The sequence below is a fragment of the Micromonospora sp. NPDC004704 genome (assembly GCF_053601675.1).
Window position 1 is genome coordinate 138655 of record NZ_JBSGCD010000010.1, and the last position, 13697, is coordinate 152351.

At 70.1% G+C, this 13697-nt stretch carries 13 protein-coding genes; 10 read left to right on the forward strand and 3 right to left on the reverse strand.

What is annotated here, in order from left to right; genetic code table 11:
- The 8 genes from ACWEFB_RS16605 (at position 1) to ACWEFB_RS16640 (ending at position 8572) form a co-directional block, all read left to right on the forward strand.
- Complete coding sequence (locus ACWEFB_RS16605; RefSeq protein ID WP_452286247.1) at positions 1-966, forward strand: chlorinating enzyme; 966 nt, start codon at positions 1-3, stop codon at positions 964-966.
- On the forward strand, positions 963-1193 hold the full coding sequence (locus tag ACWEFB_RS16610) for a phosphopantetheine-binding protein (protein WP_326557434.1): 231 nt from the start codon (positions 963-965) through the stop codon (positions 1191-1193). Before ACWEFB_RS16605 ends, ACWEFB_RS16610 begins: the two co-directional genes overlap by 4 nt.
- A complete protein-coding gene (locus ACWEFB_RS16615) occupies positions 1190-2431 on the forward strand; it encodes a beta-ketoacyl synthase N-terminal-like domain-containing protein (RefSeq protein WP_452286250.1) in 1242 nt (413 codons plus the stop codon). The genes ACWEFB_RS16610 and ACWEFB_RS16615 overlap by 4 nt, the downstream gene beginning before the upstream one ends.
- A gap of 6 nt (positions 2432-2437) precedes the next feature.
- Positions 2438-3625 carry an NAD(P)/FAD-dependent oxidoreductase gene (locus tag ACWEFB_RS16620; RefSeq protein ID WP_452286252.1) on the forward strand — a complete coding sequence of 396 codons (1188 nt, stop codon included), beginning with the start codon at positions 2438-2440 and terminating at the stop codon, positions 3623-3625.
- Positions 3626-3724: 99 nt separating this feature from the next.
- Positions 3725-5278 (forward strand): ABC transporter substrate-binding protein, encoded by a 1554-nt coding sequence (locus ACWEFB_RS16625; protein ID WP_452286254.1) that lies wholly within the window; start codon positions 3725-3727, stop codon positions 5276-5278.
- Complete coding sequence (locus tag ACWEFB_RS16630) at positions 5275-6231, forward strand: ABC transporter permease (protein ID WP_452286256.1); 957 nt, start codon at positions 5275-5277, stop codon at positions 6229-6231. Before ACWEFB_RS16625 ends, ACWEFB_RS16630 begins: the two co-directional genes overlap by 4 nt.
- Positions 6228-7019, forward strand: coding sequence for an ABC transporter permease (locus ACWEFB_RS16635; RefSeq protein WP_452286258.1), 792 nt, complete (start codon positions 6228-6230; stop codon positions 7017-7019). The genes ACWEFB_RS16630 and ACWEFB_RS16635 overlap by 4 nt, the downstream gene beginning before the upstream one ends.
- On the forward strand, positions 7016-8572 hold the full coding sequence (locus tag ACWEFB_RS16640; protein ID WP_452286260.1) for an ABC transporter ATP-binding protein: 1557 nt from the start codon (positions 7016-7018) through the stop codon (positions 8570-8572). Before ACWEFB_RS16635 ends, ACWEFB_RS16640 begins: the two co-directional genes overlap by 4 nt.
- A gap of 60 nt (positions 8573-8632) precedes the next feature.
- On the opposite strand, the gene ACWEFB_RS16645 is transcribed toward ACWEFB_RS16640, so the two are convergent.
- Together ACWEFB_RS16645 and ACWEFB_RS16650 are read right to left on the reverse strand one after the other, a co-directional pair.
- The gene (locus tag ACWEFB_RS16645; protein ID WP_326557441.1) at positions 8633-9046 is read right to left on the reverse strand and encodes a DUF3224 domain-containing protein; all 414 of its coding nucleotides are present in this window, start codon (positions 9044-9046) and stop codon (positions 8633-8635) included.
- A gap of 33 nt (positions 9047-9079) precedes the next feature.
- Complete coding sequence (locus ACWEFB_RS16650) at positions 9080-9340, reverse strand: VOC family protein (protein ID WP_452286262.1); 261 nt, start codon at positions 9338-9340, stop codon at positions 9080-9082.
- A gap of 580 nt (positions 9341-9920) precedes the next feature.
- On the opposite strand from ACWEFB_RS16650, the gene ACWEFB_RS16655 reads away from it, so the two are divergent.
- Both ACWEFB_RS16655 and ACWEFB_RS16660 read left to right on the forward strand, forming a co-directional pair.
- Positions 9921-10661: a class I SAM-dependent DNA methyltransferase gene (locus ACWEFB_RS16655; protein WP_326557443.1), complete on the forward strand. Its 741-nt coding sequence runs from the start codon at positions 9921-9923 to the stop codon at positions 10659-10661.
- A gap of 24 nt (positions 10662-10685) precedes the next feature.
- The gene (locus tag ACWEFB_RS16660; protein ID WP_452286264.1) at positions 10686-12608 is read left to right on the forward strand and encodes a KedN5 family methylcobalamin-dependent radical SAM C-methyltransferase; all 1923 of its coding nucleotides are present in this window, start codon (positions 10686-10688) and stop codon (positions 12606-12608) included.
- Positions 12609-12760: 152 nt separating this feature from the next.
- Here the strand turns inward: ACWEFB_RS16660 and ACWEFB_RS16665 are convergent, their stop codons facing one another.
- On the reverse strand, positions 12761-13648 hold the full coding sequence (locus ACWEFB_RS16665; protein WP_452286266.1) for a glycosyltransferase: 888 nt from the start codon (positions 13646-13648) through the stop codon (positions 12761-12763).
- Positions 13649-13697 lie beyond the last annotated feature (49 nt).

Genomic DNA, 13697 nt, shown 5'->3' on the forward strand with positions numbered 1-13697 from the left:
ATGGCGGACGACTACGCACTCAGCGCGCAGGAGACGGCCGACTTCCACCGCAACGGCTACTTCGGCCCGTTCACGGTGTACGAGGTCGACGAGATGAAGCGCCGGTGGCGACGCGAGCGGCTGCGCCTGATGGACCGCTCCGACGCGATCTACCAGGACGAGGCGGCCCTGTCGGGCAACACGAACATCTCCAACTACGACCGGCACATGGACAACGAGTTCCTGGCCGACCACATCTGTCACCCGCGCATCGTCGACCGGGTCGCCAGCGTGCTCGGCCCCGACGTGCAGTGCTGGCGCTCGGAGTTCTTCCCGAAGTACCCCGGCGACGAGGGCACCGACTGGCACCAGGCCGACACGTTCGCCAACGCGTCGGGCAAGCCGCAGATCGTGTGGCCGGGCGAGGCCAAGGACTTCGGCGGGACGATCACCGTCTGGACCGCCTTCACCGAGGCGAACGAGGAGACCGGCTGCCTGCAGTTCATCCCGGGCACCCACCAGACGATGTTCTACGACGAGACCAAGCGCATGCACTACGACGCCGCCTCCATCAACAGCCTGGAGAAGGAGGGCGTGCGCCGCGGCTTCTTCGGGTACGACTACCGGGAGCTGCAGATCGACCCGGACTGGAAGCCCGACGAGTCCAGTGCGGTGTCGATGGTGATGCGGCCGGGTCAGGCCATCATGTTCTGGTCCACCCTGATGCACGCGTCGCTGCCGCACCTCGGGAACACCGAGGAGATGCGTCTGGGATTCGCCGGCCGGTACGTGCCGACGTCGGTGAACGTCTATCCGGACACGGACATCATCGAGGAGTACGGCGGCGCCGTGTCGCTGGCGCGCTGGGGCTCGGTGCTGGTCTCCGGCAACAACGAGAATCCCCACAACCGCATGGCGACCGAGACGACGCGGGGCCACGGGTTTCCCCGGCGCGACCGTTCCGGCGCGGGGGCCTCGCCGGCATGACGGTCTTCGAGGTCGTCAAGGCCAGCCTCATCGAGGTCGTCCCGGAGGTCGACCCGGACAGCGTCACCGCCGGCCGCACCCTGACCGACCTCGGCTGCACCAGCATCGACCGGGCCGAGGTGGTGACGCTGGCGATGGAGCGGCTCGGGATCGTGGTGCCGATCGCGGAGTTCCAGGACGTCAACGACCTCGACCGGATCGTCGAACTGCTGCGGAAACACGTGTGAGCACCGTCGTCGCGGTGACCGGGACCGGGATCGTCTGCGCGATCGGCGCGGACGTCCCGGCGTTCACCGCGGCGCTGCGATCCGGCCGCAGCGGCGTCACCGCGACCCCGGAGGGGCTCGCCGCGCCGATCACCGGCTGGTCGTTCCCCGACGCGGTGAGCGGCCTGCCGGAGCCGTTGCGCCGCAGGGCGATGCGGGCGGCGGCGCGGGCGCCCATGCCGATCCGGGCCGCCGTCGCCGCCGCCCTGCAGGCGTGGACGGCGGCCCGGCTGCCCGAGGCACCGGTCCCCGACCACCGGGTCGGGGTGGTCGTGGCCGGGCACAACCTGACCGCCCGCTACACGCACGACCTGTTCCGAAACTTTCTGGACAGTCCGGCGTACCTGCCGGCGCGCTTCGCCCTGCACGTCCAGGACACCGACCACGTCGGGACCCTCAGCGAGGTGCTGTCGGCCACCGGCGAGGGGTTCACCGTCGGCGGTGCCTCCGCCAGCGGCAACGTCGGCATCGTGCACGCCGCCCGGCTGGTCGCCACCGGCGCCGTGGACTGCTGTGTGCTCGTCGGCGCGGTCACCGAGCTGACCCCGATGCACCACCGCGGTTTTGCCGTGCTGGGCGCGTTGGCCGAGCCGGGCGGCGACCCGGCGGCCGCGTGTCGGCCGTTCGACCTCGACCGGCGCGGTTTCGTGCCCGGCGAGGCTGCCGCGGCGCTGGTGCTGGAGTCCGCGATGTCGGCGGCCCGCCGGGGGGCCGTTGCCGTGGCTACCGTCGCCGGGCATGCCCTCGGGCTGGACGGCAACCGGCTCGCCGACCCGAACGCCGGCGGCGAGGCCCGGGTGATCGGCGCCGCGCTGGCCGCCGCCGGCGTGGACCGGCACGAGGTCGACTACGTCAACGCCCACGGTACGGGCTCCCGGTTGGGCGACGAGACGGAGCTCGCCGCGCTGCACGCCGTGCTCGGCGACGCCGCCGGCCGACCCTGGGTCAACGCGACCAAGGCGCTGACCGGCCACTGTCTCGGTTCGGCCGGCGTGGTCGAGGCGGTCGCCACGGTCGCGCAGCTGGCCGGTGGTTTTGTGCACCCCAACCCGAACCTGGACCGCCCGGTGGATGACCGCATCCGGTTCGCCGGCGCCGTACCGCAGCCCGCCCGGCTGCGGTACGCGCTGTCCAACGGATTCGGCTTCGGAGGCATCAACTCGGCCGTGGTCCTCGCCCGTACCGCCGATGGAGGTTGATCGAAGATGTACGACGTCATAGTCGTCGGGGCCCGTTGTGCGGGCGCGCCGACCGCCATGTTGTTCGCCCGCGGGGGCCACCGGGTCCTGCTGCTCGACCGCACCGGTTTCCCGGCCGACAAGCTCTCGACCCTGTACATCCAGCAGCCGGGCGTCGCGCGGCTGGCCCGGTGGGGCCTGCTCGACGCCGTACGGGCCACCGGCTGCCCGCCGCTGGACCACGTCGTGTACGAACTGGGTGACGTACGCGTCGAGGGCTGCAGCAGCGGGATCGACGGTGTCCGGGCGGCGTACGCACCGCGCCGTAGCGTCCTCGATCCGCTGCTGGCCGACGCCGCCGTGCAGGCGGGGGTCGAGTTCCGCGACGACTGCCGGGTGACCGACCTGCTGTGGGAGGACGGGCGGGTGGTCGGGGTGCGCACCGACCGGGGCGAGGAGCGTGCCGCTCTCGTCGTCGGCGCCGACGGGATGCGGTCGACCGTCGCGGAGTTGACCGGTGCGCCGAAGACGACCGAGCACCCGCCGCTCACCTGCGCCTACTACGCGTTCTGGGACGGGCCGAAGACGCACTTCGAGATGTACGAGGGTGACACCGGCTGGGTGTCGGCGGTGCCGACCAACGACGGCGCCGTCCTCGTCGCCGCCTACTACCCGCAGCAGCGTTTCGACGAGGTCCGGCGCGACGCGTCCACCGCCTACCTCGACAACGTGCGGACCAACGCACCCCGGTTGTTCGAGCAGATCGAGCGCGGCCGGCAGGTCGGCAAGGTGCAGGGTACCGGCGACCAGCAGAACTTCTTCCGCCGCGCGCACGGCCCCGGCTGGGCTCTTGTCGGTGATGCCGGCCACCACAAGGATTCGCTGACCGCACGGGGCATCGCGGACGCGTTCATGCAGGCGGACCTGCTCGTCGAGACCGTCGGCGACACCCTGACGGACCGGCCGCGGCTCGACGCGGCCCTCGCCGCCTACGACAGCGAGCGCGAGCAGCGGCTCACCGAGAACTACCAGGCGACCCTCCTGGTGGCGCAGGCCGAGGCCCGCGACAAACGCCGTGCCCTGCTGCGCGCGGTCGGCAGCAGCCCGGAGATGACCACACGCTACTTCGACGCCGTGGCCGGCATCATCCCGCTACGCGAGCTTTATACCCCGGAGTTGCTCGCGCTGATGGCCAGTCCGGCGACGGCCACCTGACACCGTGCCTTTTTGAGCAGACACCCATGTTGGTGATCAGCGACCGTCAGTTCCGCAATCCTTTTGCCGAATCTCATCGGTACGTCTTTGGGAGGAACCATGGCGTCTATGGCACACGGCCAGGAGTTCAACCGTCGTTCGTTGCTCCGGTTCGGGCTGTTCGCGGGCGTGACCGCGATGGGCGTGCCGCTGTTGGCCGCCTGCGGCGACGACGAGCCGTCGCAGACCGGTGGCGGGAGCCCGTCGCTGGCCGTGCTGAAGGTGGGCGCGCCGAACGCCGTCACCGATGCCGAGGCCGGCAACCCGCTGCTCACCAGCATCGGCGCGACACTCATCGTCATGCGGCACGTGTACGACTCGCTGATGGTGCTCGACAACGGCGAGTACAAGTACCAGCTGGCCGAGTCGGTGGAGCCCAACGCCGACGCGACCGAGTGGACGATCACGCTGCGCTCCGGCGTGACCTTCCACGACGGCAAGCCGGTCACCGCCGACGACGTCGTGCACAGCCTGCGCACGCTCGGCGCGAAGCCCAGCAACCGGGTCTCCGTCTACGGCAACGTCGACCTCGCGAAGCTGTCCGCCGTGGACGCACGCACGGTCAAGGTGCCACTGCTGACCCCGCGTGGGGACTTCAAGGAGTCGGTGCTCGTCGTCTTCTCGCCCATCTTCCCGGCCGGTATGACCGAGTTCAGCAAGCCAATCGGTTCGGGCCCCTACAAGCTGGCCGAGCGCAACGGCACGACCACCAGGCTGGTCGCCAACGAGCAGTACTGGGGTGGCAAGCCGACGGTGGCGGAGCTGCAGGTGGTCGGCATCCTCGACGCCGGTGCCCGCCTGTCGGCGCTCAAGGCGGGCCAGATCGACTACGCGGTCAGCATCAGCTCCACCGGGGCCAAGACCGAGACGACCAACAGCGAACTCGTCGTCGTTCGCGGCGGGCCGGCGAACTCCAATGCGCTGTCGTTCGCGATGAACCAGAAGCTGGCGCCGTTCGACGACGTGCGGGTCCGCAAGGCGGTCCGCCTGGCGGTCGACCGGCAGGCGTTGGTCGAGAACGCGTTGCTGGGACTCGGCTCCCCGGCCGACGACGTGGTCGGCAAGACGCTGCCCGGCTACGCCGACCTGCCCGCGCGGACCCGGGACCTGGAGCAGGCGAAGAGGCTGTTCGCCGAGGCCGGCATCACCAAGCTGACGCTGCGTACCGGTGAACTCGTGCCCGGCATGCTCAACGCCAGTCGGCTGATGGCCCAGCAGCTCAAGGAGGCCGGCGTCGAGCTGACCCTGGACGAGATCTCGCCCGACGCCTACTACGCCGACCTCGCCGCGCTCGCCACGTTCCCCTTCCAGGCGTTCTACTACGTCAACCGACCGGCCGCCGTGCACCTGTCCGCGGTCACCCATGGCAAGGCGCCGTTCAACGTCACGGGTACGTCACCCGCGTACCAGGCGCGGCTGGCGGCGGCCCAGGCCACGGCCGACGACAAGGCCCGGGCCGACGCGTTCAAGGCGCTGCAGCAGGAGTTCTACGACGAGGGCGGCGACCTGTTGTGGGGCTTCCAGGAACAGCTGGATGCCAGCCGTAAGGGCATCTCCGGGGTCCGGACGATGCAGTCGGTGCAGTTGTTCGACCAGGCTACCGGCCCGGCGTGACCGCGCTGAAGTTCCTGGCCCGCCGGCTGCTGGCGACCGTGGCGACGCTGTTCGCGGTCTCGGTGGTGCTCTTCGCGGCCTCGGAGGTGCTTCCGGGTGACGCCGCTTCGGCGTCACTCGGGCCCGACGCGACTCTCGAGGAGGTCGAGCAGCGCCGGGCGGAGCTCGGCGTCGACCGGCCGTGGCCGGTGCGGTTCGCCGAGTGGGCGGCCGGCGTGGTCCGCCTGGACCTCGGCACCAGCACGTCGATGCACCAACCCGTCGTCGACATCGTGGCCGAGCCGCTGGCCGCGACCGGACTGCTGGTGGGCCTCACCGCGGCGGTCACGGTGCCGCTCGCGATGGGTATCGGGCTCCTCACCGGGCTGCGCCCGGGTGGGCGGGTGGACCGGGTGGTGTCGGCGGTCGCCGTGGTGTCGGTGTCCATTCCGCAGTTCGTCACCGCGGGTCTGCTGGTGCTGGTGTTCGCCGACCTGATTCCGCTGCTGCCGGCGATCTCGTTACCGCCGCTGGGCGGTGGGCCGCTGGACCGGCCGGAGATCCTGGTGCTGCCGGTGGCGGCGCTGACCCTGTTCGGCGCGGCGTGGGCGAGCCGGATCGTACGGGCGGCCGTCATCGACGCCGACGCGATGCCACATGTCGAGGCCGCTCGGCTGGCCGGGTTGCCCGAGCGGGTGGTCGTCTTCCGGCACCTGCTGCCCGCCGCGGTCCCACCGTGCGCGCAGACGTTCGCGTGGCTGCTGTCCGGGTTGTTCGGCGGTACCACCGTGGTCGAGGTGGTATTCAACTATCCGGGCCTGTCGCAGACGCTGGTGGCGGCGGTGCGCAACCACGACACCGCCGTGCTGGAGGGCGTGGGCCTGCTCCTCGCCGCGATCATCGTCGTCTCGTTCGTCCTGGCCGACCTCGTGGTCATGGCGGTCGAGCCCCGACTGCGGGTGGCGGCCCGATGAGAGTGGTGCGGTGGGTCGTCACCGTGGTCGCCGCCGCGGTGGTCCTGGTCGTGCTCGGCGTCGCCCTGGTGGGTCCGCTCTTCGCGGGCGAGCCGGAACGGATCGTCGGACTGCCCTACAGCCTGCCGTCGGCGGGCAGTCCCCTCGGCACCGACAGTTCGGGGCGGGACGTGCTGGCCCGAGTGTTGGCCGGGGGGCAGCCGCTGGTGGCGGTGCCCGTGATCGCGACGATCCTGGCGACGGTTCTCGGTCTCGTCCTGGGCCTGCTCGGCGGCTACTTCGCCGGCGTCACGGATGCCGTGGTGTCGCGGCTGGACTACCTCCTGCTCGGCCTGCCGCCGGTGTTGATCCTGCTGGTGCTGCTGCACGGCTGGGGATACAGTGCCGCGACGATGATCATCGTGGTCGTCCTGACCGGTACGCCGTTCGTCTCCCGGATCACCCGCGCCGAGACGCTGCGCGCCGTCGAGGACGGCTATGTCGTGGCCGCGTACGCCAGCGGCGATTCGCACCTGTCGGTGATCGTCCGGGAGATCCTGCCCAACATCATCCGGCCGGTGCTCGCCGACTTCGGCACCCGCCTCGCCATCGCGGTCACGCTGACCGCGGCTGCCGGGTTCCTCGGCTTCGGCTCCAGCGGACCCAACTGGGGCGCGATGATCAGCCAGAACGTCGAGGGCATCCAGCTCACACCGTGGGCCGTCGCGGTCCCGGCGGTCCTGCTCGGCGTACTCACCGTCGCCGCCAACCTCGGTATCGACCGGATCGTCGGACGGGTGCTGCGATGATCGAGATCAGCGGACTGCGCATCGAGGATGCCTCCGGGCGAGCCGTGCTCGAGGACCTGTCCCTGCGGGTGGCCGAAGGGGAGCGGGTTGGCGTCGTCGGCGAGTCCGGCGCAGGCAAGACGACGCTGGCACTGGCTCTGGTCGGTGCCGTACGGCCGGGGCTGCGTGCGGTCCGGGGCCGGGTTCTCGTCGACGGGCACGACATGCTGACGGCGTCCAGCGCCGACGTGCGGCGGGTGCGTCGGAGGGTGTTGGCGTACCTTCCGCAGGACCCGCCCTCGGCCCTGACCCCGACGCTCCGCGTGGGTCGGCAGATCAGGGAGGTTGCCACGGACGGGTCCGACGAGGCGGTCTCCCGTGGACTCGTGGAGGTGGGGCTGCCCGGCGACCGGGCGTTCCGCCGACGGTACCCACACCAGCTCTCCGGTGGTCAGCAGCAACGGCTCGCCCTGGCCCGGCTGATGGCAGGCGACCCGCGTGGGCTGGTGTTGGACGAGCCGACAACGGGACTGGACGGGCTGATACGCAAGCAGGTGCTGGACCAGATGGAGCGGCTCGCCGCCCGGCGTGGGCTGGCGTTCGTGTTCATCACCCACGACCTGGCTGCGGCGGCGCGGATGACCGACCGCATCGTCGTGCTGCACGGTGGCGTGGTGGTGGAGGAGGGTCCGACCGCCGAGGTGCTCGCACTGCCGACGGCCGCCTACACCCGGGACCTGCTCGCCGCGGTGCCGGATCTGCCGACCGAGTTGGAGCGCCGGGGCGCCGCGCCCGATCCCGGCGCGGTGGCGCTGGAGGTGTCGGGGTTGACCGTGCGGCGCGGTAAGCGGGTGATCCTTGACGACGTGTCGCTGGGGCTGCGAGCCGGTGAGGCGCTGGCGCTGCTCGGGACGTCGGGCTGTGGCAAGACGACGCTGGCGCAGAGCGTCACCGGGGTGCTGCGTCCGGCGTCGGGCAGTGTGTCGCTGTTCGGTGAGGTCCTCGAACCGACGCTGTGGAAACGACCGGTGCGTCAGCGGCGGCGCGTGCAGCTCATCCCGCAGGACTCCGGCGGCTCGCTCAACCCGCGGCGATCGGTCGGCGCTGCGATCGGCCGGGTGGCCCAGCGCGCGCAGGGTATGACGGCCGAGCGGGCGGCGGCGGAGACCCGGCGGCTGATGGGGCTCGTCGGTCTGCCCGCGGAACTGGCACCGCGGCTGCCGCGTGAGCTGTCGGGCGGGCAGCGCCAACGCGTCGTGATCGCCCGTGCGCTCGCCGCCGGCGCCGCCGTGCTCATCTGCGACGAGATCACGTCGAACCTCGACGCCCGGGTGGCGGCCTCCGTCCTTGCGCTACTGGACTCGCTGAGGCGGGAGCTGGGGCTGGCGTTGCTGATGGTGACCCACGATCTCGGGGTCATCGCCCGCAACGCCGACCGGGTCGCGGTGCTCAGCGATGGGCGGATCGTCGATGAGGGGACCGTCGAGGAGGTCTTCGGCAGCCCCCGTCACGAGGTCACTCGGGCGTTGATCGGCGCGGCCGTGCCGATCCCTGCCGCGCCCAACATGCCGTGACACCAATACGGAGGGCCGCACCCGCTCGGGGTGCGGCCCTCCGTATTGCCGGGCAGTTTCTCAGACGAGTTCGTCGAGAAGGTCGTACTGCAACGTGAAGGTGTGGCTGCCGTCCTCGAGCTTGCGCATCGTGGCGGTGCCCTGGATGCCGGCGAGGCCGTCGGTGCCGGTGCCGGGCACGATGTGCCAGTCGGCGCCGCCCTCCTCGTCGCTCATCAAGCCGACGGCCTGGTGTTGGAGGATGAAACTGCCCTTGGCGCCGCCGACCGTCACCTCGATGCGTTCGTGGCCCACATACCCCGCACCACCCTTGCCGTAGGCGAAGAGGAACTGGGCGCGGCTGGTGCCTTCGAGCTCGCCGGTGTACGTCTTGGTGACCGATGCCCGGGAAAACTTCATGCCGTCAGGGGACTCCTGCCACTCATCTTCGTCCCAGGAGTCCAGGGTGAATGAGGCGGTCGCGGTCGTGCTCACCTTGTCTCTTCTCTTCCGTGGGTGTTTGTTTGTTCAGTCCCAGACCGAGGTGCAGAACGGGTGCCCGGCCGGGTCGAGATGCAGTTGCTGGGGCACTGCCTGTCCGGGCCACTCGGGTGGCCGGTAGCCCTCGACGCGTTGCATTGCGAGGGCGACCCCGTCACCGTTGCTGAGAAAGCCGCTGTTCTCCGACACGTGCGCCGGCTTGAGACCCGCGGCGTCCCGGTAGAAATCCACCAGTGGGGCGATGTCGGCACAGTCCAGCGTCACTGCGGCCCAGCGACCGACAGCCATTCTTGTCTCCCGAAGAGTGAATTATCGGCAAGAAAGTACTGCACGAATCGTAGCAATGCGGCGTCGGCTTGTCGCGTACCAGAACGAGGAACTCCGGACGGGTTCGCCAAGGCGTCTGGTGTGTCGCGATTGGTGACGATTGCAGATGATCATCAATGTGGATGGTGCCCGTCCGGTTCCTCGATGGTAACCGATCGGGCGGACGGTGGTGGGTTGGTCCTGCCCGCCCCACCGGTCCCGACGCTCCACAGGTGCCGACGCGCCGGCTACCCGCAGGCAACCGTGCACGAGATCGCCCCACGGAGGGAATTGTCCGGACATTTCTCTGCCGGGTACGAGGACGCCCGACCACGCGGACCATCCCGCGTGGACCCCTGCGCGGCGACGACGGACCCGACCCGACAAAGCGCTATCGGCCGCCCCGTTCATTGCTCACTCTCGGCGTACCTGAGCCGGGCGTGGTTTGCCATTCACGATTTCCGAGTCGCCCTCGCTTTCGTGCTCACAACAGGGCAGCGCCGTACCGCGTCCGTCCTTGACGATTCGCCGGTGCCCCGGCCGCGGGCGGAGAGAGGGGAACGTGGTGGAAGGTTTTGAGATCTTCACCTACGGCGACGCCGTAGCCGACATGTTCGACGGTACGGGGTGGGCCGGCGATCCCGGCGACACCGAGGAGACCATCCAGTGGCTGGCCGACAACGCGGGTGAGGGCCCGGTGCTCGAACTCGGGGTGGGCACCGGACGGGTGGCCGTACCCCTGGCGCAGAAGGGCATCGAGGTGCACGGCATCGACGCCTCCGAGGGCATGCTCGCGCAGTTGCGGGCCAAGCCCGGCGGCGAGCTGGTGCAGCTCCACGTCCAGGACTTCACCGACTTCACCTTGCCGTACAAGTTCAGCATGGCGTACGCGGTCTTCGACACGCTGCCGTTCGTCACCGACCAGGAGTCGCAGATCCGTTGCTTCCAAAAGGTCGCCGACGTGCTGATGCCGGGCGGCCTGTTCGTGATCCAGACATCGATCCCGGACCCGGCCCGCTACGACCGCGGCCAGCGCACCCAGACCGTACGCGTGGAGAAGGACCACATCGTGATGACCTTCACCCGTCGCGAGCGGATGAGCCAGTGCTCGTCGATCCAGTTCGCGATCCTGCGCCCCGAGGGCATCAAGTTCTTCCCCATGCGCATCCGCACCGTCATGCCGTCCGAAATGGACCTGATGGCCCGCCTCGGCGGGCTGACCATGGAATCCCGCTGGGGCCACTGGGACGGTCGCCCACTGCGGGACTCCGACGAGCGGCACATCACGATCTACCGCAAGTAGGCGGCGGTACGGGTGGAGAACTCCATGCTGGGGGCCGAGGGTGCCCGTCCACGGCTGCGGGTCGTCCTGGTGCAGCAGGGCGTCTGGGACATGCCGCTCGAGTCACTTCCGCTCGCCTCGGGATACCTCAAGGCGATGGTGCTCGGCGACGCCGAGCTGCGCGACCAGGTGTCGGTGGACATCTGCAACTTCCGCGGCAGGGTCACGCACGGTGAGATGGCCGCCCGGCTCTTCGCCGGCCAGATCCCCGACGTGATCGGCTTTTCCGTCTTCGGTTGGAACCAGCGTGCCTTCGGTGCGCTCACCGCCACCTTCAAGCAGCTCAACCCCGACGGCTGGGTCCTCTTCGGCGGCACCCACGTCAGCGAGCAGGCCGAGCGGGTGTTCCGTCTCTACCCCGAGGTCGACGTGGTGGTCAACGGCGAAGGCGAGCTGACCTTCGTCGAACTGCTCCGCGCCCGGCTCGCCGGAGTCCGCCCGGACGACCTCGAACCGGTGCTGGGCGTCTCCTGGCAGCGGCCCGACCGCACCGTGGTCACCAACCCGGAGCGGCCGAGGATCGAGGATCTCGACATCATCCCGTCGCCCTTCCTCACCGGTGCCATCGAGCTGATGGACTCGGCCGGGCGATTCCGCTATGACGTCGCGTTGTTCGAGACCAACCGCGGCTGCCCGTACAAATGTTCGTTCTGCTACTGGGGTGGTGCGATCGGGCAGCGGGTACGCGCATTCTCCCGGCAGCGGCTGCGCGCCGAACTGGAGTTGTTCGCCAAGTGCGGCGTACACACGGTGGTGGCGTGCGACGCCAACTTCGGTATGTTGCCGGGGGACCTGGAACTGGTCGACGATCTCATCGAAATCAAACAGCAGTACGGCTTCCCGTTGGCGTTCGAGAGCTCGTGGGCGAAGAACAAGTCGAAGGTGTTCTACGAGATCGTCCGGAAGATGAAGGACGCCGGCCTGCGCAGCTCCTTCACGTTGGCCCTGCAGTCGCTCAACTCCGAGGCCGTCACTCTGATGCGGCGACGCAACATGAAGGTCAACGAGTGGCGTGACCTGGTGCAGTGGCTCAACCGCGAGGGCCTGGACTGTTATGCGGAACTGATCTGGGGTGCCCCCGGCGACACGGTCGAGTCGTTCCTCGCGGGCTACGACGAGTTGGCCCAGCACGTGTCCCGGATCGCGGTCTATCCGATCATGCTGCTACCGAACACCGAATACGCCTCCAACAAGGACCTGTACGGCATTGTCGCCCTGCGCGGCGACAATGACGACTTCGAGTACGTCCTGGCCCATCGCACCATGTCGTTCGCGGACAACGCGCTGATGCAGCGATTCCTGTTCTGGGCCCGCGTGATCGCGGAGAACGCGGTGCTGCGGCACTGCTGGCTCCCGCTGCGCGGTCTCGCCGGTTGGGGGCAGTCGCGGGTCCTCAACAGCATGGCGGACTGGGCGGACACGACCGCGTCGCCGGAGGCGGTGCCGCTGCGGGAGGCGGCGCTGCGCGGGCACGGCGGCGGGGCGCCGGCGTATGCGAAGGCGATCGGCTACCTCTTCACCACCGCCGAGGGCCGGCGGGCGCTGGAACAGTGGTGGCAGGAGGTGGTCGAGCCCCAGTTGCCCGAGGACGTACGGCCCTTCCTCGCCGAGGTGTACCGCTACGACCTGCTGACCCAGCCGGTCTGCGAGCCGGGGCCGCTGGCGGTCGTGGAGGTGAACGGCGTCGAGTACTACCATCGCCCCGGCGTGACGCTGGACTATGACGTGCCGGCCATCCTGGCCCGGCTGCGGGCCGAGGAGCCGGTCACTCTCACCCCCCGTACCACGCACCTGGACATCTACTACCGCACCGGTGCGCTCAGCGCCGTCATGTCGACCAATCACGAGGAGATCGTGCATTTCATGGGGGAGGTGCGCCCGGCCGGCGCCCCGTTCACCACTCCCTGACCCGAACCGGCCCAGGGCTACCGCTGCGGTCCGGCGGGACGCCCGCCCAGGAACCAGGTGACAGGGCCGGTGTGCGTGCCTGTCGGACGGCCGAGGACGACCGTCCGGCAGGTGCTCCGCTGTTTGCGGGTCCCGGGACGTGTCAGTCCCGGTCAGGGCGACGGCTCCGCCGCCATCGGGTTCTTCCTGGGCGGGGCGGCGGTGTAGGCCGGATGGGAGCGGTGCAACGCCCGGAACGGCAGGTAGCAGAGCATGATCAGGCGGGTGGTCAGGCAGGCCCGCCAGTAGCTGGCGCTACCGGCCCGCCCCGAGTGGCTGGCGAAGGAGGCGTCGATCATCCTGAGGTACGCCCAGAAGTCCGCCGGGCGGTCCCGGAAGCGGCGCGCGGAGGTGCCTGCACGGAGCTTGGCGGCGAAGACCACCCGGTGGCCGTTTCGGTGCAGGTGGATGCCGAGATCGAGGTCCTCGTGGTACCGGCGATCGTCGCAGAGGTCGCCCCGGACGGCGTGCCAGGCCCGGGCCCGGACCGCCATGTTCGCCCCGAAGACCCAGTCGAGCCCCTGCCGACTCGGCAGCGCCCAGGCCCGGCGCAGCACCAGGTCCACCGCGTTGAGGGCCGCCGGGAAGCGGATGTCGTAATAGGTCACCGGACCGGTCACCGCCGCGACGGTGCCGTCGGCGAAGAGCCGGCGGACCGCTTCGACCCAGTACGGCGGCAGCCGGGTGTCCGCGTCGATCCGGCCGATGACGTCACCGGTGGCCGCCGTCAGGCCGCGATCGCGGGCGTGCAGCACCCCCAGCCGAGGTTCGGTCAGCAGCACCACCCGGTCGGCGTACCCGGCGAGCCTGGCCCGGGTGGCGTCGGTGGAGGCGTTGTCCACCACGATGATCTCGTCGGCCGGCGACGTCTGGCGGAGGATCGCGTCGAGGCACGGCCCGATGGTTTCCTCCTCGTTGTGCACCGGCACGACGATCGAGACCCTGGGTGCCCGAACCGGACCCGCTTCGGCACCGTCGGATGATCGAGCCGCACCGGTCATGGTCCGCTCCCGCCCTCGGGGTCGATCGATCGCCGTGCCGGAAGCGTGC

Excerpts from the sequence above, each read along its gene's own strand:
- ACWEFB_RS16610 (WP_326557434.1), top strand. The coding sequence starts at position 963 with ATGACGGTCTTCGAGGTCGTCAAGGCCAGCCTCATCGAGGTCGTCCCG.
- ACWEFB_RS16605 (WP_452286247.1), top strand. The coding sequence starts at position 1 with ATGGCGGACGACTACGCACTCAGCGCGCAGGAGACGGCCGACTTCCAC.
- ACWEFB_RS16650 (WP_452286262.1), bottom strand. The coding sequence starts at position 9,340 with ATGGCTGTCGGTCGCTGGGCCGCAGTGACGCTGGACTGTGCCGACATC.
- ACWEFB_RS16635 (WP_452286258.1), top strand. The coding sequence starts at position 6,228 with ATGAGAGTGGTGCGGTGGGTCGTCACCGTGGTCGCCGCCGCGGTGGTC.
- ACWEFB_RS16665 (WP_452286266.1), bottom strand. The coding sequence starts at position 13,648 with ATGACCGGTGCGGCTCGATCATCCGACGGTGCCGAAGCGGGTCCGGTT.
- ACWEFB_RS16620 (WP_452286252.1), top strand. The coding sequence starts at position 2,438 with ATGTACGACGTCATAGTCGTCGGGGCCCGTTGTGCGGGCGCGCCGACC.
- ACWEFB_RS16640 (WP_452286260.1), top strand. The coding sequence starts at position 7,016 with ATGATCGAGATCAGCGGACTGCGCATCGAGGATGCCTCCGGGCGAGCC.
- ACWEFB_RS16625 (WP_452286254.1), top strand. The coding sequence starts at position 3,725 with ATGGCGTCTATGGCACACGGCCAGGAGTTCAACCGTCGTTCGTTGCTC.
- ACWEFB_RS16660 (WP_452286264.1), top strand. The coding sequence starts at position 10,686 with ATGCTGGGGGCCGAGGGTGCCCGTCCACGGCTGCGGGTCGTCCTGGTG.